Source organism: Sphingomonas crocodyli (genome assembly GCF_004005865.1).
Lineage (GTDB): Bacteria > Pseudomonadota > Alphaproteobacteria > Sphingomonadales > Sphingomonadaceae > Rhizorhabdus > Rhizorhabdus crocodyli.
Genome location: NZ_SACN01000004.1, coordinates 1 through 20802 on the forward strand (window position 1 = coordinate 1; position 20802 = coordinate 20802).

Genomic DNA, 20802 nt, shown 5'->3' on the forward strand with positions numbered 1-20802 from the left:
CGGCATCGGGGCGTTCGGGACGGAACAGGCCCGTCTCTTCCCAATATTTATACCAGCGCGCTTCGATGGCGGCGGGGTCGAAGGTTTTGTCGATCGTCATGGGCCGCGCTTTAGCGGGGGCGACGGGATCAGGAGCGGGCGGCGGCCGCCAACTCCGCGTTACGCTTGGCGGAGGCCGCAAGGGTGCGCTTGAGCAAGTCCTTGAGCGCCTCGTCCGCATCGAGGACGTTGAGGCCTTCGCGGGTCGAGCCGCCGGGGCTGGCGACGCGATCGGCGAGCGTGGAGGCGCTTTCGTCGGAGGCGGCGGCGAGCAGGCCCGAGCCTTTGACCGTGGCGGTGGCCAGACGCGCGGCCTGATCGGCGGGGAGGCCCAGAGCGGTGCCGGCTTCGGCCAGCGCATCGATGAAGCGGAACAGGAAGCCGGGGCCGCAGCCCGACAGCGCGGTCACCGCGTCGAACAGCTTTTCCTCGGCGATCCATTCGGTGAGGCCGAGCGGGGCGATCAGCGCCTGCGCCTCATCGCGGGTGGCGGCATCGGCATCGTCGGAGAACAGGGCGCTGACGCCTTCGCCGATCGAGACCGGCAGGTTGGGCATGACACGCACATTGCTGACGGCGCGGAAGGCGGCGGAGAGGGTTTCGGTCTCGACCCCCGCGAGGATCGACAGGAGCAGGCGCGGGCTGCCCGAGAAAATGTCGCGCACCGCGCCCATCTGTTGCGGCTTTACCGCGAGGACGAGGATGTCGGGCGCGGCGTCGGCCGGGAGTTCGCGGTGCAGGGTGACGCCTTCGGGCAATCCTTCGACGAAGGGATCGACGACGGTGATCTGCCGTGGGTCCGCCCCCGCCGCGATCCAGCCGCGCAGCATCGCGCCGCCCATATTGCCGGCGCCGATCAGCCAGAGGGGGGTGGTGAGGGAAAGGGTCATTCTTATCTCCGTCACCCCCGCGAAGGCGGGGGCCTATCCAGACTCTCCGCGTGAGATGACACTGGATGGGTCCCCGCCTTCGCGGGGATGACGAATGGGGTCAAGCTTCGCCGCGCGTCTCGATCATCGCCGAAGCCAGCGCGTCGGCGGGGGACTTGTCCGACCACAGGACGAACTGGAACACCGGATAGAAGCGTTCGCATTCGTCGATCGCGGTCTCGATCAGGGTTTCGGCCTGATCGAGCGTCAGCACCATTTCGTCGCTGCGTTCGAGCAAGGCGGCGTGTCGGAACAGGACGAGGCCCGACGACTGCCACAGCTCGAAATGGCCGAGCCATAGCTGTTCGTTGATCAGGCCCATCGTCTCGTACACCGCCGAACGCTTGTCGGTGGTGACGCGAATGTCGGGGAAGGCGAGGAACTGGAGAACGCTGTCCTCCTCCCGCCACACCGCGCGCAGCTCGTACTTCGCCCAGCTGCCCTGATATTGGGCGACGATTTCCTCATCCCCCTGGCGATCATGGGTCCAGCCGTGTGCGGCGAAATATTGTTCGAGCAGGTCGATCGGCGTGCCCGAAAAGCGCACCGATTCAAAATCGTCCACGTCCATCCTCTTCCCCCCGGAAGCGACCGACCCAAGCCGTGACGCCAATGGCGCGACGGTTCAAGCGGCAATAGCCGGCACGTCTTACAAAACTGTGGATAGTGTCAGCCCTGAGACTCGGGCGACGCCTTCGGCGCGGCCTTGGGCTTGGCGGCCTTGGCTTCGAGCGCGTCGAGGCGCGCGCGCAGGGCATCGGCCTCATCCCGCGCGGCGACGGCCATCGCCTTGACGGCCTCGAACTCCTCACGCGTGACGAAATCGAGCCCGCCGATCCAATCCTTGGCGCGATCCTTCAGACCCGCCTCAGCCTCGCGGCCCATGCCGGCGAGGGTGCCGGCGGCGCCGTTCATCATCTTCACGAAATCGTCGAACAGGCGGTTTTCGGACTGCATTGGAAGGCTCCTTCATAGCGATTTCGAGGCGGATGGCACATCCGCCGGCTCGGAAATCGCGGCAATCAAAGCGAGATTTGGGTATCGGCGCTACCCGGCGCAAGCTTTTCGGCGTCCGGGTTGAGCGCGTGGATCTGATAGTTGAGGCCGGCGGCGAAGCCGAGCCACAGGAGATAGGGGACGAGCAACAGCCCCGCGATGGGGCGGATGCGCCAGAAAAGCGCCGCGACGACCAGGTTGAGCAAGGCCAGCGCGACGATGAGGCCGAGCGCGGCCGTCACCTGATGCGCGGCGAAGAAAAGCGGCGACCAGGCGAGGTTCATCACCAGCTGGACGAGGAACAATGCGATCGCGATGCCCCTGCCCTTCGCGCGGCGGGCGTTGAGGATCATCGCGAAGGCGAGGCCCATCAGGATGTAGAGGATCGTCCAGGCGACGCCGAAGGCCCAGCCCGGCGGCATGATCGCGGGCTTTACCAGCGCATCGAACCACGGATTGCCATAGCCCGATTGCGAGACGCGGCCGGAAAGGATGCCGAGCAGGACGATCGCGGGCACGGTGACGAGCGCCCAGCGGATGTAGGACAGGCGCAACTGGCCTGGGGAAGCGAGTTCGTTCATTCGCCCCTCATTGCTCCGGCACGGCTGCGCTGTCGAGGCTGGCTGCGTCGAGATGAGCCGCGAGCAGGAACTCGACATTGCCCTCCGGCCCGGTGATCGGGCTGGGCACGACGCCTTCGACGCGCCAGCCCTTCGATCGCGCCCAATCGGCGGCGGCGTCGCAGACGCGGGCGTGGACGGCGGGATCGCGCACGACGCCACCCTTGCCGACCTCGCCCCGCTCCGCCTCGAACTGCGGCTTCACCAGTGCGACGAGGCGGGCGCCGGGTTTGGCGAAGGTCACGGGCGTGTCGAGCACCTTGGCGAGCGCGATGAAGCTGGCGTCGCACACGATGATATCGACGGATTCGGGGATTTCGGCGGCGGTGAGGTGGCGGGCGTTGGTCTGTTCGTGGACGATGACGCGATCGTCCTGCCGCAGCTTCCACGCCAACTGATTCGTGCCCGAATCGACCGCATAGACCCGTGCCGCACCCTTGGTGAGCAGCACGTCGGTGAAGCCGCCGGTCGACGATCCGACGTCGATCGCGACCGCGCCGGTCACGGCCCAGCCGAAATGGTCGAGCGCATGGGCAAGCTTGATGCCGCCGCGCGACACCCACGGATGATCGCGGCCGCGCACCTCCAGCGGGGCATCCGGCTTGATCGGCTGTCCGGCCTTGGCGATCTTGGTCTCGCCCGAAAAGACAAGGCCGGCGAGGATCAGCGCCTGCCCGCGCGCGCGGCTTTCGACGAGGCCGCGGTCCACCAGCAATTGATCGACCCGAACTCCGGCGGCCATCTATGATCCTGTAGGGCTGGGGATGGTGGGCGCTGACGGGCTCGAACCGCCGACCCTCTCGGTGTAAACGAGATGCTCTACCAACTGAGCTAAGCGCCCCAAGCCGATTGATCGTCTCCCTATTGAGATTCGTCGCGGATGGGAAGCCCATCGCCATTTGCCGCATTGCAGCATCCAGATCGCCCGGTTAGGGATGGCGCGGACCGGCCATGTAACAATTGTGTCGGCCGAGCCGGCTACCGGCGGCATCAGTCGCGACGAGTGGGGTGGGAACATATGCGTATCACGATGATCGGCACGGGTTATGTGGGTCTTGTGTCCGGCGCCTGCTTCGCCGATTTCGGCCATGACGTGTGCTGCGTCGACCTCGACAAATCGAAGATCGACAAGATCGAGAGCGGCATCATGCCGATCTACGAACCGGGTCTCGCCGAACTGGTCGCCAACAATGTCCGCGCGGGGCGGATCACCTTCACCACCGACGTGGTCGAAGGCGTGAAGGATGCGGACGCGGTGTTCATCGCGGTCGGCACCCCGTCGCGCCGCGGCGATGGTCATGCGGACCTGAGCTACGTCTATGCCGCCGCGAAGGACGTGGCGCTGGCGGTGACGAAGCCCTGCGTGATCGTCACCAAATCGACCGTGCCCGTCGGCACCGGCGACGAGATCGAGCGGATCGTGGCCGAAGTCGCGCCCGAAAAGGCGATCTGGGTCGCGTCCAACCCCGAATTCCTGCGCGAAGGCGCCGCGATCGAGGACTTCAAGCGCCCCGACCGCATCGTCGTCGGCTGCGAAGGGCCGGAGGCGACCAAGCTGATGCAGGACGTCTATCGTCCGCTGTCGCTGAACAAGGCGCCGCTGATGATCACCGCGCGCCGTTCCGCCGAGATGATCAAGTACGCGGCGAACGCCTTCCTCGCGACCAAGATCACCTTCATCAACGAAGTCGCCGACCTGTGCGAAAAGGCGGGCGCGGACGTGCAGGAGGTTGCGCGCGGCATCGGGCTCGACGGACGGATCGGTTCGAAGTTCCTCCACGCCGGCCCCGGCTATGGCGGTTCGTGCTTCCCCAAGGACACGCTGGCGCTGCTCAAGACCGCCGAGGATAATGAGGTGCCGCTGCGCATCGTCGAGGCGGTCGTGACCGTGAACGACAATCGCAAGCGCGCGATGGGCCGCAAGGTGATCCACGCGATGGGCGGCGAAGTGCGCGGCAAGACCGTCGGCCTGCTCGGCCTCGCCTTCAAGCCCAACACCGACGACATGCGCGACGCGCCGTCGATCGCGATCGTGCAGGCGCTGCAGGATGCGGGCGCGAAGGTCCGTGCCTACGATCCCGAAAGCGTCGAACAGGCGAAGGCGGTGATGAGCAATGTCGAGTTCGTGACCAACCCTTATGCGGTGGCCGAAGGCGCCGACGCGCTGGTGCTGGTGACCGAATGGGACGCTTTCCGCGCGCTCGATCTCAAGCGGATCGCGGGGATGCTCAATGCGCCGATCCTGGTCGACCTGCGCAACGTCTATCCGCCCGCCGATGTCGCGGCGGCGGGCCTGCAATATACCGGCATCGGCCGGGCGCAGTAAGGAGCCGATCGAGATGGCGACCGAAAAGCCCTTCACCGTCCTGGTCACCGGCGGTGCCGGCTATATCGGGAGCCACGCGGTCCTGGCCCTGCTCGATGCGGGGTGGAAGGTCGCGGTGATCGACAATCTCGTCACCGGCTTCCGCTGGGCGGTAGCCGAGGGCGCGACCTTCTATCAGGGCGATATCGCCGACGAGGCGCTGCTGGCGAAGATCATCGCCGAACAGAATGTCGGCGCGATCATGCACTTCGCCGGATCGGTGGTGGTGCCCGAATCGGTGAGCGACCCGCTCAAATATTATCACAACAACACCGCCAAGAGCCGCAGCCTGATCGGCAGCGCGGTGGCCGGCGGGGTGAAGCATTTCATCTTCTCATCGACCGCCGCGACCTACGGCATTCCGGACGAAAGCCCGGTGCGCGAGAATATGCCGACCGTGCCGATCAACCCGTACGGCATGTCGAAGCTGATGACCGAGGCGATGTTGAAGGACGTCGCCTTCGCGCATCCGATGAATTATTGCGCGCTGCGTTATTTCAACGTCGCGGGCGCCGATCCCGAAGGGCGTTCGGGCCAGTCGACCGCGGGCGCGACCCACCTGATCAAGGTCGCGGTCGAGGCGGCGACGGGGAAGCGCGAATCGGTCGCCGTGTTCGGCACCGATTATGCGACGCCCGACGGCACCGGGGTGCGCGACTATATCCATGTCAGCGATCTGGCGGCGGCGCATATCCACGCGCTGGAGACCCTGATCGCAGATCCGGCGACCAGCCACATCATGAACTGCGGCTATGGCCAGGGTTTTTCGGTGCTGGAAGTGCTCGACGCGGTCGATCGCGTGACCAACCAGACGATCGTGCGCAAGCTGGAGCCGCGCCGCGCGGGCGATCCCGACGCGCTGATCGCCGACAACAGCCGCATCCTGGCGACGACGCCGTGGAAGCCGAAGCTGGCCGATCTCGACACGATCGTCGCCCATGCCGTGGCATGGGAACGCAAGCTGGCCGAGCGGAATTAGATCAGGGTTGAAGCGGCCCGGAACAGGCTGGCCCACATGACCAGCGGCACCGCGACGAACAACGTCAGGCGCATCGCGGCGGGGCGGATCGTGAAGGGCGCGGGTGCGGCGACCGCCGAAGCGACGATACGCTGCTGCAGCGCGTGGACGGGCGAAGCCACCGCGACGTCACCGTCCTGCGGAAGCCGCGGGCCGATGGTGTCGGCGTCGATCGAAGTCGGCAGTCGGAACTGGGTCTTGGCCATGTCTCACCTCTGTCGCCCGGATAGGCCCGCCCTCGTAAATAAAGTCTTAACGCGATGACCCGCTGGCTGCTGACCCGCTACGAACATCTGACGCTCTGGGTCGAGGGGGTGAGCGGCAGCGACCGGGTCGCGCACCTCCATGCCGGGCTGCTGATCTGGGTGGTGGCCGCGCTGATCCTGCGCCGGCCGCTGCGCGACATTCGCCCGTTATTGGTCGTCGCGGCGGCCGAAGCGATCAACGAATGCGCGGATCGCTATATTCACGGTAACTGGCGCTGGCCCGATACGATCGGCGATGCCGTGACGACGTTGTTCTGGCCAGTGACGATCATGCTGTTGTTGCATTTGCGACCACGACTGCGGCGTTAGTCCGGAAGTTGGCACGCCCCACGGTGAGTTGGGGCGATAATGGGCCATTTTCCAAGTGAATCGCTGGATTATCTTTGGTAAATCTGTGATGCTGCAGCGCAACGTATGACGAGGAATCGGGATAAGTGGATGGCGACCGAAGCCCCGACCCTGCCCCCGCCCTCGGAGGGTCGACGCGCCTCGCATCGCATGCGTAGGCAAGCCAAACGTTATGCCTGTCAGATGGGTTTTCATCGCCGCGCGTCGGTGATCATGATCGGCCACCGGCCAATTTCGGAATGCGGCCATTGCGGCGCCGATCTGGTGCGATCGCGGCGCGGATGGCGCGAGATGCGCGCCGACGAATTGCCCGAAGGATGGACCCCGAAGCCGCCGACCCAGCGCATGTCGCGCATCTGGCTGGTGGTGATCGCGCTGCTGCTGGTGGTCGGGATCGTCCTGTTCCGGAAGTTCGTGCTCCACCGCTGACCTTCCCACCCCGGACATCAGGGAACTTACGGTCTTACGCAACGTTTGCGTAGTGGGCATTCATTCCTATGTCATAACGGATCCGGCACATCGATGCCGGCTGGAGGAGAGGTATGCGACCGATCGAAACGGTGCGTCCGCGCGCCGACAAAGCTTTGCAAGGATTGTTGCTGGGTCTGCCGATCAGCATGGCCCTGTGGGTCGGGATCGGCGCGATCGCCGTGACCGCAATCTCGTAACTTACGAGCGGACGGCGACCCAGTTGGGGCCACGCGCGGCCTGGCGCATGTGGAAGCGATAGCCAATGTCCGCCAGCTTCTGATAAGACAGGACCACCGCGAAGCGATTGTCGAGAACGTAGGTCACGGGCGTGCCGTTCTTCACCGCATCGACCGTCAGGATCGTGTGATAATCGCCATTTTCGGTCCAGGCGGTGGCGAGGCGCACCGACGACAGCGGCCAACCGGCGGCGAGCAGACGAGCGCGGGCGAGCAGCGCGATATCTTCGCAATCGCCCTGACGATCGGCGACCTGCCAAAGATCGGCCTGCCCCTTCTTTTCGGACACGCGCTGAATCGAGCGCAGGCTGGCCTGCACCGCCTGCAATTCCTTCCAGCGGGTCTGATCGAGCTGGACGACCTTGCACGAGGGATCGTCGGCATGCTGGCCGCAGAAGTTGAGCCAGCCGGCGGGCGGCATCACGATCCCGCCGTCGCGCATCGCGGCGGAGGAAGAGGCGCTGCCGACATGGGCGGTGCCCTGATCGGTCGCACAGGCCGACAACGACAAAGTCGCCAACAGGCCAAGCGCCGCGGCGCGGAAGCGCGCGCCGAAGGTGACCGAACCGTTCATCAAATACGCCATGATCAGTGTCCGCCTTTACTGTGCGGACCCCGATCTAGCGCTCACCCCTCAAGCCATGCCTACCGAGGCTGGTTATCGCGGCGTTAGCTTTGTTTTGTTGAGGGCGATCAGAAGAAGCGTTCGGGGATGCGGATGATGTCGCCGGGCATCACCTGATCGCCGGGCTTGGCGACCTGTTCCTTCTTTTCCGGATCGCTCGCGCGGATGATCAGCGCCTTGTCCTTCTTCGCGCGATAGGTGTAGCCGCCCGCCAGCGCGACCGCGTTCAACACGTTCATGTCGCTGACATAGGCATATTTGCCCGGATCCTTGATCTCACCCAGCACGTAGAAGGGGCGGTAGTTCATCACCTCCATCGAGACCGACGGATTGAGCATGTAGCCGCCGTCCTTCAGCGTCTTGGTGAGATAGGCGATGACTTCGGGCACGCTGCGTCCCGCGACGGGCACTTCGCCGATCAGCGGCAGCGACATGATGCCCGAACCGCTGATCTCATACTGACCCGACAGCATGTCTTCGTTGTAAACGGTGATCTTCACCTTATCACCGGCGCCCAGCCGATAGCCGCTGGTGCCCTTGAGTTCGCCCGAAGCCGCGGCCTGCGCGGCGGCGACAGAGCCACCGGCCGAGGCCATATCCTGTGCCATAGCCGGCTGGACCGAGAGCGAAACGAGGAGCAGGGCAAGCCACATCAACACTTTGGAACGCACGGTTAAACCCCACCTAGGAAAAATCGCGGTTCGACATATACTGCATAAAGCGCGCCATGTCCCGTTTCTCATTCGATTTCCTGCGACGCCGCAAGGCGCCTTCCCGCCCCCCGGCATCGCTGCCGCCGGGCCTGCGCGTCTATGCGATCGGCGACGTGCACGGGCGGCTCGATTGCCTGCTGACGCTGGAGCCCGCGATCCGCCGCGACATCCTGAAACGGCCGCCGCAGGGCGAGGCGATCGTGATCTTCATGGGCGACTATATCGATCGCGGCCCCGATTCTTCGGCCATCATCAATGTGTTGCGCCATCGCCGCTTCGCCGGCCTGCCCGCGCGATTCCTGCTGGGCAATCACGAGGATGCGATGCTGCGCTTCCTGGACGACGGCAAGGTCGGCCCCGCCTGGTTCGCGCATGGCGGGATGGCGACGCTCGCCAGCTATGGCGTGAAGCCCACCGGCGGATCGAGCGACAGCCGCGAGGAGCAGTTGCGCAAGGGGCTGGCCGAGGCGCTTCCGCCCGCGCATCGCGAATTCCTCGAATCACTCGAACTGTGGATCGAGCTGGGCGGATATATGTTCGTCCATGCCGGTATCCGCCCCGGCAAGCCGATCGAGCAGCAGCGCCGCGAAGACCTGCTGATGATCCGCGACGCCTTCTTCGCGGGCACGAATCTGCCTTGGCGCGTGGTCCACGGCCATACGGTGATCGAAAAGCCGCTGCTGACGCGCGACCGCATCTCGATCGACACCGGCGCCTACGCCACCGGCATCCTCACCTGCGCGGTGATCGAGGGCGAATCGGCCGAGATTTTGACTGCTTAGGCAGGTTCAGCAGAGCTGAACCTGCGGCGGCACCGGCCCGCTCCCCCACCCGGCCTCCCACGAGAGTACCCTGAATGGGAGGCCGGGTGGGGGAGCGGGCCGGTGCCGCTTCATCCGCGTGAGCGGATCAAAAAGCGATTCGACCAAAGTCGGACCTCGGGGACGCGCATCGGCCCGCCGTGGTTAACCCTTCGTTTATGCCTGGCGGTGTAAAAGCCTTCTCGTGCCTTCTTCCCCTTTGGGCACGCTTTCCTCCCAAGCAGGCTTTACAGCCTCACTGGGCCGCTCCTTACCGAGCGGCCCATTTTTTTTGGGGCGAAAAGGCGCTAAGGGCCGGCGCATGTCACAAGCAAACAGTTCAGAGGGGCGCCGCGCCGTGGTGCTCCTGTCCGGCGGACTCGATTCGATGGTGTCGGGCGGGATCGCGCGCGAACAGGGTTTCAAGCTCGCCGCGCTGACCGTCGATTACAACCAGCGCCACCGGGTCGAGCTGGAGGCGGCGGCGCGCGTTGCGAAGATGCTCGACGTCGATCGGCACGTCACCCTGCCGCTCAACCTTCGCGCCTTCGGCGGCTCCGCGCTCACCGACGATATCGACGTGCCCAAGACCGGAGTCGAGGAAGGCGCGATCCCGGTGACCTATGTGCCCGCGCGCAACACGATCTTCCTGTCGCTGGCGCTGGGCCTGGCCGAAGCGACCGGCGCGCGCGACATCTTCCTGGGCGTCAACGCGCTCGATTATTCGGGCTATCCCGATTGCCGGCCCGAGTTCATCGCGAAGTTTCAGGAGCTGGCCGACCTTGCGACCCGCATGGGCGTGGAGGGGCAAGGCTTCACGATCCACGCGCCGCTCCAACACATGACCAAGGCCGATATTTCGGCGGAGGCGGCGCGGCTGGGTCTCGACGCGGGGCAGAGCTGGTCGTGCTACGATCCGACGCCTGACAACAAGCATTGCGGGCTGTGCGACAGCTGCCGCCTGCGATCGGCCGGGTTCGAAGCGGCGGGCCTGCCCGATCCGACGATCTACGCGATGCATCCGTAATGGGCAGTTACGCCGTCAAAGAGATGTTCCTGACGCTGCAGGGCGAAGGGATGCAGGTGGGGCGGCGCGCGGTGTTCCTGCGCTTTTCGGGCTGCAACCTGTGGACCGGGCGCGAGCAGGATCGCGCGACCGCCGATTGCCGCTTCTGCGACACCGATTTCGTCGGCATGGATGGCGACAATGGCGCGCGTTACCGGAATGCCGACGCGCTGGCCGACAAGGTGGTCGAACTGTGGGGCGCCCTGTCCGATCCCTTCGTCGTGATGACGGGGGGCGAGCCGCTGCTGCAGGTCGACGACGCGCTGATCGCCGCGTTCAAGGCGCGGGGCGTGGAGACAGCGATCGAGACCAACGGGACGCAGGCAGCACCCGACGGGATCGACTGGATCTGCGTCAGCCCCAAGGCCGGGACCGAAATCGTCCTGCGCCGGGGCAACGAACTCAAGCTGGTGTGGCCGCAGGCGGGGATCGACCCGCGCGACATGACCGGCTGGGCCTTCGATCATTTCCTGCTGCAGCCGATGGACGGCCCCGACCTGATCGACACGCGCGAGGCGGCGATCGCTTATGTCCTCGATCACCCCCAATGGCGGCTGTCGACGCAGACGCACAAGGTGGTGGGGATCAGATAGTCCTCAATCCTCCCCCAGCGGGGGAGGATTGTCGGATCAGTTCGCGCGACCGCCGGTCGACGAAGCGACGCTGTAGCGTACGACCGCGCATTCGGAGCGGAGCGAGCCCTTCTTCCAGCATTTGTCCGCGAAGGACGGCATCGGATAGGCCGACGACGCGAAATAGCGGCGCGAGAAGATCTGGTCGCCCGCGGGGACCAGGCTGTTGCGGAATTCCTGCATCCGTTCGGCGGCGAGGTTGGAGAGGCCGCCACGGCCCAGCTTGCGCGCATCGCTGCCGATCCGGCTCGCCGTTTCGCAGAAGCCGAGCTGCGCGTGCATCGTCGAAAAACCGTTATAGGTCTTCGTCGTGTACTGGTCGAAAGCGACCTGCCACTTCGGCCCGCCGGTGCGCTTGAAATAGGCGCCGAGCGTCTTGTACGCAGCGTTCAGCTCGACCGTATTCTTGTTCAGCAGGTCGTTATAATTGCTGACCGTGAACAGGATCGGCGAAAACTGGCACTGGAGCGCCGCGACGTTCAGGCCGGCGCGCATGTTCCACAGCAAATGCGCCTTCAGCTCGGCCGGAGTCGCCTTGGGCATCGGCAGGCCGATCCCCGGTTCGGTGCCCGTCACCGGCCCGCCGGTGAAGTTCGGCGTGTACCAGAACAGATAGGCCGAAGCCGGGCTCGCCATGCCGATCGCGGCGCCCGCCGCCAGGATCGCACCGATCGTGTTGCGCATCGTCATACCCTTTTCTCTCCCTGTTCGGGATCACATTGCGTTGGATGCGTTGTCCGCCGTGGTGGCGTTGGCATCGAGATTGGTGCTGCCCGCCGCGTCGAGCGTCGCCGCGTCGACCGTGGTCATGTCGTTCATCGAGCCGTCCATCGCATTCATCGCGACGATATTCGTGTCGGCGCTCTGGTCCTTCTTGCCGCAGGCGGCGAGCGCCAGCGTGGCGCCGAGGATGAGGGCTGCGGCCAGCCGGGTGCCGGTCGGATATCGCATCGATGCTCCCTGAATACGGTGTCGTTACGCGGAATCATACCGCACGCGACTCGGCGGCTCAACCGTGTTGGGGAAGTTGTTTCTCACCCGATTCGAGTGCGTTGAGCAGCACCGGAAAATGGCGGTTGAGCGCGGTATCGAGTGCGGCCATGTCGCCCCCCACCCCCAGTTTCGCCATGCTGGTGACGTCGAATTCGGGCAGGCCGCACGGAACGATGCCCGCAAAATGGCTGAGATCGGGATCGACGTTGATCGCGAAACCGTGGAAGCTGACCCAGCGCCGCAGCCGGACCCCGATCGCCCCGATCTTGGCCTCGTTCGCCCCCTCGCCCGTCCAGATGCCGACGCGGCCCGGCTCGCTGCGCGCCGCGATGCCGAAATCGGCGAGCGCCGTGATCAGCCATGCCTCGATCCCGCCGATGAAGGCGCGCACATCTCGCCCGCGCTTGTCGAGATCGAGCAGGACATAGCCCACGCGCTGCCCCGGCCCATGATAGGTATAGCGCCCGCCGCGCCCGATTTCGAACACGGGGAAACGATCGGGGGTGAGCAGTTCATCGGCCACCGCGCTGGTGCCCGCGGTGTAGAGCGGCGGATGTTCGAGCAGCCAGACCAGCTCGCGCGCCTCCCCCGCGCGGATCGCGGCGACGCGCGCCTCCATTTCCGCCAGCGTCTCGGCATAAGGCGAGAGGCCCGGCGTCACCCGCCATTCGATGTCGTCGATCATGCGCGTGCAGATGTCCCCTTGTCGCGCGGGGATCAAGAGACGCACTGTGCGCCCACATCATAAGAGAGGATCGATATGGCGGAGGATCAGGGCGCGGCGGCGCTGTTTCCGGGGTTTGAGAGCAAGCGGCTGACAGTCGATGCCGATGTCGACATCCATTATGTCGTCGGCGGCAAGGGGCCGCCGCTGCTGCTGATCCACGGCGCGCCGCAATCGCATATCATGTGGCGGCTGGTGGCGCCGCTGCTGCAGGATCGCTTCACCCTGATCATCCCCGACCTGCGCGGCTATGGGCGTAGCGGCAAACCGTGGAAGGGCGATTATTCGAAGCGGCGGATGGCGGCGGACCTGATCGCGGTGATGGACGCGCTGGGCCACGCCCGCTTTTCGGTGGCCGGCCACGATCGCGGCGCGCGGGTGACGCGGCGGCTGGTGAAGGATCATGCGGACCGCGTCGATCGCGCCGTGATCCTCGATATCGTGCCGACGACCTGGCTGTACGGCCACATCCACAAGAAGGCGCAGATCAACCTGTGGAACTGGGCGATCTGGGCCGCGCCCGAGCCGGTGCCCGAAACCGTGCTGAACCCCGAAGCGATGCTGAAGCTGATGGTGAAATCGGTCGCGCCCGAGCCCGAGGTGTTCGACGATTATGTCCGCACCAACGGCAATATCGAAAGCCTGCACGCCATGTGCGAGGATTATCGCGCGGGTGCAGGCATCGACAGCGAATATGACGCGGCGGATGCGGCCACGAAGATCGCAACGCCCCTGCTGGTGCTGTGCGGAACGCGATCATCCTCGACGGCGACCGTGTTCGATGTCGAGGCCGCATGGCGCGCGGAAGCGACCGACGTGCGCTTCGGTGAGGTCGATTGCGGGCATTTCCTGCCCGAGGAGGCGCCGGAGGAGACGGCGAAGGCGATGCTGGACTTCCTCCAATAATCCTCCCCCGCCAGGGGGAGGATCGGGGAGAGATTGCGCCCCGGCCCCTTCACGGGATAGGCAGGGGCATGGCCGGATTTTCGATCGATACTGTCTGGGAGGAGATGACAGCCTTCCTGCGGCGGGAGCATGCGTTGCTCCTGCCCCTTGCGCTTGCGACCTTCGGGTTGGCGCTGCTGCTGCTCGGCTTCGCCGCCGATGGGCCGCGCCCCGCCGATGGCAGCATCCCGCAGCCGGGGCTGCGCGCCCTGTGGGTGATACCGGCACTGATGCTGACGACGCTGGGCAATATCGCGGTGAGCCTGGTCGTGTTGCGGCCCGGCGCGCAGCTGGCGGCTTCGCTGCGGCTGGCCGTCACCCGCCTGCCCGCCGCGCTCGGCATATTGGGGCTGGGCATGGTGGCGATGTTCGCACTGATCATCGTCGTGACGATCGTGGCGCTGAGCGCCGGCATGGCGACCGGCGGCCGGGGGATGGACGCGCTGATCGCGATCATCATCGTGCCCGCCGTATGGGTGTCGATCCGGATGCTGGTGCTATGGCCCGCCGTCGCCGACAGCGGGCGCGGGCCGATCCCCTCGATCAAGCTAGCCTTCACGATGACGCGCGGTCAGGCGCTTAAGTCGCTGGCCGTCACGATCATCTTCGCCTTGGTCTATGTGACGTTGGTGTCGATCGCGCAGCTCGTCCTGACGTCGCTGTTCGGGCTGATCGGGCTGGCGCTCGGGCAAGCGGACCTGCTGAAGCTGATCGTCAATATCGCGGTCGCCTTCATCGGCGCGGTGCTGATGATGGGATGGACCGTCTATCTGGCGATCGCGTACCGCAAGCTGAAGGTGTAACGTCTTAAATCCTCCCCCGGAGGGGGAGGGGGACCGGCGTAGCCGGTGGAGGGGTAGCTACTCGCAAGGGCATCGCTGCCGGCCAATACCCCTCCGTCAGTCCTGCGGACTGCCACCTCCCCCTCCGGGGGAGGATTTATGGAAGCATAGGCACATGCGGACTCGCGTCGGCCGGCAGCAGGCCGGCGCGGCGCGGGTCGGCGAAGGTTTCGACCGCGCGGGCGAAGGGCCGGAACCCCTGCTTCATGTAGAAGGGCAAGGCGGCCGGATGATCGCAGGTGCAGGTATGCACCCACATCCGCATCACATCCTTGCGCCAGCCCAGCATCATCGCCTGCGCCATCAGCCAGCCGCCATGCCCCTTCCCCGCCAGTTCGGGGATCAGGCCGAAGAAACCGATCTCGCATTCGCCGCCTTTGCGGAAATCGAGTTCGAGCATCCCGATCTCGAGCCCGCGCGCGTCGACCATCGCGTAGATCTCGACCGCAGGATCGTGGATGATCGCGATCAGCTCGGCCTCGGGCATGACGAGGCGCGAGAACCACAACCATTTTTCGCCGACGCGGCGGAACAGCGCGCGATATTTTTCGGGCGTCGGCGCCTGCCACCGCACCAGCCGGAACGGCGCCGCCGCCATCGCCCGCGGCTTCGGCCGCTCGGTCATCTCCAGCGAGGTGACGATCGTGGCGACCAGATGCGGTTCGACCGGGCTTAGGGGCATAAGGCCTCCTCAATCCTCCCCCGCCAGGGGGAGGTGGCGCCGAAGGCGACGGAGGGGGAGGACGGCGACCAACTCCGGATCATCGCATCCTCCCCCTCCGTCAGCTGCGCTGACACCTCCCCCTGGCGGGGGAGGATAAGGGGGTGGATCACTCCCACGTCGCGACGGGCGGCAGGCTCATCAGAATCGCGTCGATATTGCCGCCGGTCTTGAGGCCGAAGGCGGTGCCGCGATCATAGACGAGGTTGAACTCCGCATAACGGCCGCGGAAGTTGAGCATCGCGCGCTCATCCTCCGCCGATGCGGCCATCCCCATGCGGGCGCGGACGATCTTCGGAAAGATATCGAGGAAGGCCTCACCCACGTCGCGGGTGAAGGCGAAGTTCGCATCGAACCCGGCATCGTCGACGCAATCGAGATGATCGTAGAAGATGCCGCCGACGCCGCGATGAACCTTGCGGTGCGGGATCCAGAAATAATCGTCGGCCCACGCCTTGAACCGATCATAATAGTCGGCGCCGTGGGAATCGCAGGCCGCCTTGAGCCGCGCGTGGAAGGCGGCGGTATCCTCATCATAGGGAATCGGCGGGTTGAGATCAGCGCCGCCGCCGAACCACCGCTTCGTGGTCACCAGATAGCGAGTGTTCATGTGAACGGCGGGGACGTGCGGATTTGCCATATGCGCGACCAGGCTGATTCCCGTCGCGAAGAAGCCGGGATTCTCTTCGCCCGCGCCGTGGATGGTTTTCGCGAATTCGGGGCTGAACGCGCCGCCGACGGTCGAGACATTGACGCCGACCTTCTGGAACACATTGCCCTTCATCAGCCCCTGAACGCCGCCGCCGCCGGCACCGGTGGGATCGCCATCGCGATTCCAGGGGGTATAGCCGAAGCGCGCATCGCTGCCCGCCTCCGCCTCGATCGCCTCGAACGCCGCGCAGATCCGGTCGCGCAGCGATTCGAACCAGGCGCGCGCGGCCGTCTGGGCATCATCGAGAACAAGTGTCATTCGGGCCATCCTCCGGTCTGGCGCAGGGCTTCGGCGGTGGCGATGCCAGCCGACATCCCCAGGTTCAAGGATCGGAATCCCGGCCGCATACCGATGCGGACGCGCAGATCGGCGGCTTCGTGCACATCATCGGGCACGCCGTCGCCTTCCGAACCAAGCAGCAGGATATCGTCCGTTTCGAAGCCCGCGTTGACGATCGTCAAATCGGCTTTCGTCGTCAAAAGCACCAGCCGGCCGGGCGTAGCGGCCCGAAATGCGGCCCAATCGGCGTGGCGAACCACCTCGGCTGCGGCGGCATAGTCCATGCCGGCGCGCTTCAACGACCGATCCGAAAAGGCGAATCCGCACGGTTCGATGATGTCGACGGGGACGCCGAAACAGGCCGCCATGCGCAGCACGGCACCCACGTTTCCGGCGATGTCGGGTTGATAAAGGGCTATCCGCATCGCCGGGCGATAGGCGAATATGTCGCATCGCGGCAAGATTCTAGGAATTGGGATTGGCAAAGCCGTTGATCCGGCGCTATCAGGCCGGCCATCCGCCGGGGGTAAAAAGGCGGTGCGCGGCATTCAGGGGGCTGCGGCGGGAACGCCCGAAACCTTGGATAAGCCGTGCGGGATCGTGGCAGCGCAAAGGTTTCGGAATGGCGACGCTCGAACATAGTGAAACGCCCGGCGTAGATGCCGGAGACGGCGTCCGTCGCCGCGACTTTATCAATATCGCCGCCGTCGCCTTTGGCGGCGTGGGCGCAGCGACCGTGCTGCTTCCCTTGATCAACCAGATGAATCCTTCGGCAGACGTGCTCGCGCTCGCCTCGATCGAAGTCGATCTGTCTGCGATCAAGGAAGGCCAGGCGATCAAGACGATCTTCCGCAAGCAGCCGCTTTTCGTGCGCCATCTGACGGCGGCGGAAATCACGGCGGCGGACAAGACCGACCCTGCCAGCCTGCGTGATCCGCAGACGCTGGAACAGCGCACCGTGGGTGGCAAGAAGCAGTGGCTGATCACGATGGGTGTCTGCACCCATCTGGGCTGCGTGCCTCTGGGCGCCGGCGAGGGCGAAGTGAAGGGCGAGTTCGGCGGGTATTTCTGCCCCTGCCACGGTTCGCACTACGACACGGCGGCCCGTATCCGCAAAGGCCCGGCACCGAAGAATCTCGAAGTGCCGAAATACGCCTTCAAATCCGATACCGTCGTCCAAGTCGGCTGAGGTAGAAAGACATGAGCTTCCCCTGGGCAAATCATTACGCGCCTAAGCATCCGCTGATGCGCTGGCTGGACGAAAAGCTGCCTCTGCCGCGTCTCGTCTATAACGCGGTGGGCGCCGGCTATCCGGTGCCGCGCAACCTGAACTATTTCTGGAACTTCGGCGTGCTTTCGGGCGCTGCGCTGGCGATCCAGCTGGTCACGGGCATCATCCTGGCGATGCACTATGCCGCCAACGGGCTGGTTGCCTTCGACAGCGTCGAACATATCATGCGCGACGTAAACTCGGGCTGGATGCTGCGTTACGCGCACGCCAACGGCGCGAGCTTCTTCTTCATCGTGGTCTATCTCCACATCTTCCGCGGCCTTTACTACGGATCGTACAAGGCCCCGCGCGAGATGGTTTGGCTGCTCGGCCTCGTCATCTTCCTGCTGATGATGGCGACCGCGTTCATGGGTTACGTCCTCCCCTGGGGCCAGATGAGCTTCTGGGGTGCCAAGGTGATCACCGGCCTGTTCGGCGCGATCCCCGTGGTCGGCACGCCGATCCAGACGTGGCTGCTGGGCGGCTTCGCGCCGGACAACGCCGCGCTGAACCGCTTCTTCTCGCTCCACTATCTGCTGCCGTTCGTGATTGCGGCGGTGATCATCCTGCACATCTGGGCGCTCCACATTCCGGGTTCGAACAACCCGACCGGCGTGGACGTTAAGGGTCCGCAGGATACCGTTCCGTTCCACCCGTATTACACGGCGAAGGACGGCTTCGGGCTGGGCATCTTCCTGATCCTCTATTGCGGCATGCTGTTCTTCGCGCCGAACTATCTCGGCCACCCGGACAACTATATCGCCGCAAACCCGCTCTCGACCCCGGCGCACATCGTTCCGGAATGGTATTTCTGGCCGTTCTACGCGATCCTGCGCGCTTTCACCTTCGACATCTGGTTCATCCCCGCCAAGCTGCTGGGCGTGATCGCGATGTTCGCGTCGATCCTGCTGCTGTTCTTCCTGCCGTGGCTGGACAAGTCGCCGGTGCGTTCGGGCAACTACCGCCCGGCGTTCAAGAAGTTCTTCCTGCTGCTGGTCATCGACGTGCTGGTCCTGGGCTATTGCGGCGGCGCGCCGGCGGAAGAGCCCTATGTGATGATCTCGCAGTTCGCGGCGGCCTATTACTTCGCGCACTTCCTGATCATCCTGCCGATCGTGTCGAAGCTGGAAAAGCCGCTGCCGCTGCCCAACTCGATCACCGAGGCGGTGCTCGCCAAGAGCGGCCAGGCCTAAGGGGAAGACAAGACAATGGTTCGTCCCATCGCAATGCTTGCCGGCCTCGGCTTCGTCGGCATCCTGCTCTACTCGCTGATCATGGGCGCGGTCTCGTTCATCAGCGAGCCGCCGGCCAAGACGGTCGAGCATGAGTTCCACCTGCATCCGAAGGAAGTTCACTTCGCTTCGGACGGGCCGCTCGGCAAGTTCGACCGCCAGCAGCTGCAGCGCGGCTTCCAGGTTTACAAGGAAGTCTGCGCCGCCTGTCACTCGCTCCACCAGGTCGCCTTCCGCGACTTCAAGGATCTGGGCTTCTCGGAAGCCGAGGTTAAGGCGATCGCCAAGGGCTGGGCGACGGAAACCCCGTCGGTGAACCCGGAAACCGGCGAGCCCGCGACCCGCAAGTCGACCCCGGCCGACAAGATCCCGAGCCCCTATGCGAACGAAGTCGCCGCGCGCGCCGCGAACAACAATGCGCTGCCGCCGGATCTCTCGCTGATGGCCAAGGCTCGCCACGACGGCGGCGCCTACATCTACTCGCTGCTGACCGGTTACACCGATCAGAAGGGCTTCAAGAACCATGCGGGCCAGGAACTGCTCAAGGAGTTCCCGGACGCCAAGACGCCTGACAGCCTGCACTTCAACCCGTACTTCGCGAACCTGAACATCGCGATGCCGCCGCCCCTCGCGGCCGACGGGCAGGTCACCTATGCCGACGGCACGGTGGCGACGAAGGATCAGATGGCCAAGGACGTCGCGGCCTTCCTGATCTGGAGCGCCGAGCCCAAGCTCGAAGCCCGTCACCAGACCGGCGTTGCCGTGATCATCTTCCTGCTGATCGCGACCACCCTCGCCTGGTTCTCGTATCGCAACATCTGGGCGGGCATTAAGCACTGATCCGGATGCTGACATCGAACAAGAAGGGCCGCCCGGCATTGCTGGGCGGCCTTTTTTGTGCCCTCGCTCTGGCGGCCCCCGCCTTGGCCGAGGCCCCGTCCGCCCCGCTGGCCCCCAAGCTCCGCGATGCGATCGCCCAGCGGCTCGACGCGCGGCTGGAAGCTTATGCGCAGCGCAAGGACGCGATCCGCGTCGGCATCGCGGCGATCCACCTCGAAAGCGGCGCGACCGTCTCGGTCAACGGCGCCGAAGCTTTTCCGATGGCGAGCGCCTACAAGCTCGCCGCCGTCCTCACCCTGCTCCACCAGGTCGAGCAGGGCCGCTTCACGATGACGCAGATGATCCCCGTCGACGATGCGCTGCGCGTCCAATCGGGCGGGATCAGCACGTCGATGCCGCATGCCGGCGTCTCGCTGTCGGTCGCCAATCTGATCGACCTGACGATCACCCGCAGCGACAACACCGCCGCCGACATGGTGACGCAGATGGTAGGCGGCCCGCAGGCGATCACCGCATGGCTCAAAAGCGTCGGGATCGAGGGCCAGCGGGTCGATCGCGACGTCGCCGGCCTGATCTTCGACTATAAGCATCTGACGCCCGAGCCTGGGAAGAACCAGGCGCAGACGCTCGCGCGCGTCATGTCGCTGCGCGACGACAATCCCGACGAACCGAACAGCGCGCTCGACCCCGCCTTCATCGCCGATCCGCGCGACAGCTCGACGCCCGACGCGATGGTCGCGTTGCTCACAAAGCTCCAGCAGGGCAAGCTGGTCAACGCCGAACATACCGCGTGGCTGATCGACGTGATGGCGCACACGGTGACGGGTGCGAAGCGCGTGAAGGGCCTGCTGCCGCCCCGGACGGTCTTCGCGCACAAGACGGGCACGCTGGTCGGCATCTGCGCCGATGTCGGCATCCTGACCCTGCCCGGCGGCGGCCATGTCGCGATCGCGGTGTTCGTGAAAAGCCATGACGACGGCGCGAAGGCGGAGGCGATCATCGCCGAGGTCGGGCGGACGATCTACGACGGGATGGCGTTGCTGGATTAACTCTCAAATCCTCTCCCGGAGGGAGAGGGGGACCGCCCGCAGGGCGGTGGAGAGGTATTGGCCGGCAACGG

At 65.3% G+C, this 20802-nt stretch carries 28 protein-coding genes and 1 tRNA gene; 14 read left to right on the forward strand and 15 right to left on the reverse strand.

The annotated features are described in order from the left end of the window. Window positions 1-128 precede the first annotated feature (128 nt). The 6 genes from proC to EOD43_RS20055 all read right to left on the reverse strand — a co-directional run bounded on the left by proC (window position 129) and on the right by EOD43_RS20055 (window position 3425). On the reverse strand, window positions 129-929 hold the full coding sequence (proC, locus tag EOD43_RS20030; RefSeq protein WP_127745832.1) for a pyrroline-5-carboxylate reductase: 801 nt from the start codon (window positions 927-929) through the stop codon (window positions 129-131). A 100-nt stretch (window positions 930-1029) separates the two neighbouring features. Next, complete coding sequence (locus EOD43_RS20035) at window positions 1030-1539, reverse strand: type III secretion system chaperone family protein (protein WP_127745833.1); 510 nt, start codon at window positions 1537-1539, stop codon at window positions 1030-1032. Window positions 1540-1637: 98 nt separating this feature from the next. Further along, window positions 1638-1925, reverse strand: coding sequence for an accessory factor UbiK family protein (locus EOD43_RS20040; protein ID WP_127745834.1), 288 nt, complete (start codon window positions 1923-1925; stop codon window positions 1638-1640). Window positions 1926-1990: 65 nt separating this feature from the next. Next, window positions 1991-2545 carry a TspO/MBR family protein gene (locus tag EOD43_RS20045; protein ID WP_127745835.1) on the reverse strand — a complete coding sequence of 185 codons (555 nt, stop codon included), beginning with the start codon at window positions 2543-2545 and terminating at the stop codon, window positions 1991-1993. Window positions 2546-2552: 7 nt separating this feature from the next. Continuing rightward, the gene (locus EOD43_RS20050; protein WP_127745836.1) at window positions 2553-3326 is read right to left on the reverse strand and encodes a TlyA family RNA methyltransferase; all 774 of its coding nucleotides are present in this window, start codon (window positions 3324-3326) and stop codon (window positions 2553-2555) included. A gap of 23 nt (window positions 3327-3349) precedes the next feature. After that, window positions 3350-3425: transfer RNA gene (locus tag EOD43_RS20055), tRNA-Val, on the reverse strand. A 177-nt stretch (window positions 3426-3602) separates the two neighbouring features. Here EOD43_RS20055 and EOD43_RS20060 point away from each other — a divergent pair. Then, window positions 3603-4910, forward strand: a complete 1308-nt coding sequence (locus EOD43_RS20060; protein ID WP_127745837.1) for a UDP-glucose dehydrogenase family protein — start codon at window positions 3603-3605, stop codon at window positions 4908-4910. Between the two features lie 13 nt (window positions 4911-4923). Further along, on the forward strand, window positions 4924-5928 hold the full coding sequence (gene galE / locus EOD43_RS20065; protein ID WP_127745838.1) for a UDP-glucose 4-epimerase GalE: 1005 nt from the start codon (window positions 4924-4926) through the stop codon (window positions 5926-5928). Here the strand turns inward: galE and EOD43_RS20070 are convergent. After that, window positions 5925-6173 carry a hypothetical protein gene (locus EOD43_RS20070; protein WP_127745839.1) on the reverse strand — a complete coding sequence of 83 codons (249 nt, stop codon included), beginning with the start codon at window positions 6171-6173 and terminating at the stop codon, window positions 5925-5927. The genes galE and EOD43_RS20070 overlap by 4 nt on opposite strands. Window positions 6174-6227: 54 nt before the next feature. Between EOD43_RS20070 and EOD43_RS20075 the strand changes: the two genes are divergently transcribed. From EOD43_RS20075 to EOD43_RS24090, 3 genes are all read left to right on the forward strand, one after another. Further along, window positions 6228-6542 carry a hypothetical protein gene (locus EOD43_RS20075; RefSeq protein ID WP_127745840.1) on the forward strand — a complete coding sequence of 105 codons (315 nt, stop codon included), beginning with the start codon at window positions 6228-6230 and terminating at the stop codon, window positions 6540-6542. A gap of 222 nt (window positions 6543-6764) precedes the next feature. Beyond that, entirely contained in the window at window positions 6765-7010 is a 246-nt protein-coding gene (locus EOD43_RS20080) for a hypothetical protein (protein WP_127745841.1), read from the forward strand. Between the two features lie 113 nt (window positions 7011-7123). Next, window positions 7124-7249: a hypothetical protein gene (locus EOD43_RS24090; RefSeq protein ID WP_276318212.1), complete on the forward strand. Its 126-nt coding sequence runs from the start codon at window positions 7124-7126 to the stop codon at window positions 7247-7249. 1 nt (window position 7250) lies between these two features. On the opposite strand, the gene EOD43_RS20085 is transcribed toward EOD43_RS24090, so the two are convergent. Together EOD43_RS20085 and EOD43_RS20090 are read right to left on the reverse strand one after the other, a co-directional pair. Then, window positions 7251-7874 (reverse strand): transglutaminase-like cysteine peptidase, encoded by a 624-nt coding sequence (locus EOD43_RS20085; RefSeq protein ID WP_127745842.1) that lies wholly within the window; start codon window positions 7872-7874, stop codon window positions 7251-7253. A 107-nt stretch (window positions 7875-7981) separates the two neighbouring features. Continuing rightward, the gene (locus tag EOD43_RS20090) at window positions 7982-8584 is read right to left on the reverse strand and encodes a polysaccharide biosynthesis/export family protein (protein ID WP_206363610.1); all 603 of its coding nucleotides are present in this window, start codon (window positions 8582-8584) and stop codon (window positions 7982-7984) included. A gap of 56 nt (window positions 8585-8640) precedes the next feature. Here EOD43_RS20090 and EOD43_RS20095 point away from each other — a divergent pair, with 56 nt between their 5' ends. From EOD43_RS20095 to queE, 3 genes are all read left to right on the forward strand, one after another. Next, on the forward strand, window positions 8641-9408 hold the full coding sequence (locus tag EOD43_RS20095; protein ID WP_127745843.1) for a metallophosphoesterase: 768 nt from the start codon (window positions 8641-8643) through the stop codon (window positions 9406-9408). A 340-nt stretch (window positions 9409-9748) separates the two neighbouring features. Further along, window positions 9749-10453 carry a 7-cyano-7-deazaguanine synthase QueC gene (gene queC / locus EOD43_RS20100; protein ID WP_127745844.1) on the forward strand — a complete coding sequence of 235 codons (705 nt, stop codon included), beginning with the start codon at window positions 9749-9751 and terminating at the stop codon, window positions 10451-10453. Continuing rightward, window positions 10453-11085, forward strand: a complete 633-nt coding sequence (gene queE, locus EOD43_RS20105) for a 7-carboxy-7-deazaguanine synthase (protein ID WP_127745845.1) — start codon at window positions 10453-10455, stop codon at window positions 11083-11085. The genes queC and queE overlap by 1 nt, the downstream gene beginning before the upstream one ends. Before the next feature lie 36 nt (window positions 11086-11121). Here queE and EOD43_RS20110 read toward each other — a convergent pair whose 3' ends face one another. From EOD43_RS20110 to lipB, 3 genes are read right to left on the reverse strand one after another with little or no spacing between them, the layout of a single operon-like run. Then, window positions 11122-11808 carry a hypothetical protein gene (locus EOD43_RS20110; protein ID WP_240653423.1) on the reverse strand — a complete coding sequence of 229 codons (687 nt, stop codon included), beginning with the start codon at window positions 11806-11808 and terminating at the stop codon, window positions 11122-11124. Window positions 11809-11838: 30 nt separating this feature from the next. Beyond that, on the reverse strand, window positions 11839-12075 hold the full coding sequence (locus EOD43_RS20115; RefSeq protein WP_127745846.1) for a hypothetical protein: 237 nt from the start codon (window positions 12073-12075) through the stop codon (window positions 11839-11841). Window positions 12076-12133: 58 nt separating this feature from the next. Then, window positions 12134-12802, reverse strand: a complete 669-nt coding sequence (lipB, locus tag EOD43_RS20120) for a lipoyl(octanoyl) transferase LipB (RefSeq protein ID WP_127745847.1) — start codon at window positions 12800-12802, stop codon at window positions 12134-12136. 75 nt (window positions 12803-12877) lie between these two features. On the opposite strand from lipB, the gene EOD43_RS20125 reads away from it, so the two are divergent. Both EOD43_RS20125 and EOD43_RS20130 read left to right on the forward strand, forming a co-directional pair. Beyond that, a complete protein-coding gene (locus tag EOD43_RS20125; protein ID WP_127745848.1) occupies window positions 12878-13747 on the forward strand; it encodes an alpha/beta fold hydrolase in 870 nt (289 codons plus the stop codon). A gap of 68 nt (window positions 13748-13815) precedes the next feature. Continuing rightward, window positions 13816-14589, forward strand: a complete 774-nt coding sequence (locus EOD43_RS20130) for a hypothetical protein (protein ID WP_127745849.1) — start codon at window positions 13816-13818, stop codon at window positions 14587-14589. Window positions 14590-14725: 136 nt separating this feature from the next. Here EOD43_RS20130 and EOD43_RS20135 read toward each other — a convergent pair whose 3' ends face one another. From EOD43_RS20135 to EOD43_RS20145, 3 genes are all read right to left on the reverse strand, one after another. Continuing rightward, the gene (locus tag EOD43_RS20135) at window positions 14726-15310 is read right to left on the reverse strand and encodes a GNAT family N-acetyltransferase (protein WP_127745850.1); all 585 of its coding nucleotides are present in this window, start codon (window positions 15308-15310) and stop codon (window positions 14726-14728) included. Between the two features lie 148 nt (window positions 15311-15458). Next, the gene (gene hemF, locus EOD43_RS20140; protein ID WP_127745851.1) at window positions 15459-16319 is read right to left on the reverse strand and encodes an oxygen-dependent coproporphyrinogen oxidase; all 861 of its coding nucleotides are present in this window, start codon (window positions 16317-16319) and stop codon (window positions 15459-15461) included. Next, window positions 16316-16765 (reverse strand): tRNA (cytidine(34)-2'-O)-methyltransferase, encoded by a 450-nt coding sequence (locus EOD43_RS20145; RefSeq protein ID WP_127746190.1) that lies wholly within the window; start codon window positions 16763-16765, stop codon window positions 16316-16318. The genes hemF and EOD43_RS20145 overlap by 4 nt, the downstream gene beginning before the upstream one ends. Window positions 16766-16962: 197 nt before the next feature. Between EOD43_RS20145 and petA the strand changes: the two genes are divergently transcribed. From petA to bla, 4 genes are read left to right on the forward strand one after another with little or no spacing between them, the layout of a single operon-like run. Continuing rightward, a complete protein-coding gene (gene petA / locus EOD43_RS20150; RefSeq protein ID WP_127745852.1) occupies window positions 16963-17529 on the forward strand; it encodes a ubiquinol-cytochrome c reductase iron-sulfur subunit in 567 nt (188 codons plus the stop codon). Between the two features lie 11 nt (window positions 17530-17540). Beyond that, the gene (locus EOD43_RS20155; protein ID WP_127745853.1) at window positions 17541-18803 is read left to right on the forward strand and encodes a cytochrome b; all 1263 of its coding nucleotides are present in this window, start codon (window positions 17541-17543) and stop codon (window positions 18801-18803) included. A gap of 15 nt (window positions 18804-18818) precedes the next feature. After that, window positions 18819-19682 carry a cytochrome c1 gene (locus EOD43_RS20160; RefSeq protein ID WP_127745854.1) on the forward strand — a complete coding sequence of 288 codons (864 nt, stop codon included), beginning with the start codon at window positions 18819-18821 and terminating at the stop codon, window positions 19680-19682. A gap of 5 nt (window positions 19683-19687) precedes the next feature. After that, window positions 19688-20731 (forward strand): class A beta-lactamase, encoded by a 1044-nt coding sequence (gene bla / locus EOD43_RS20165; protein WP_127745855.1) that lies wholly within the window; start codon window positions 19688-19690, stop codon window positions 20729-20731. The last annotated feature ends 71 nt before the right edge of the window (window positions 20732-20802 follow it).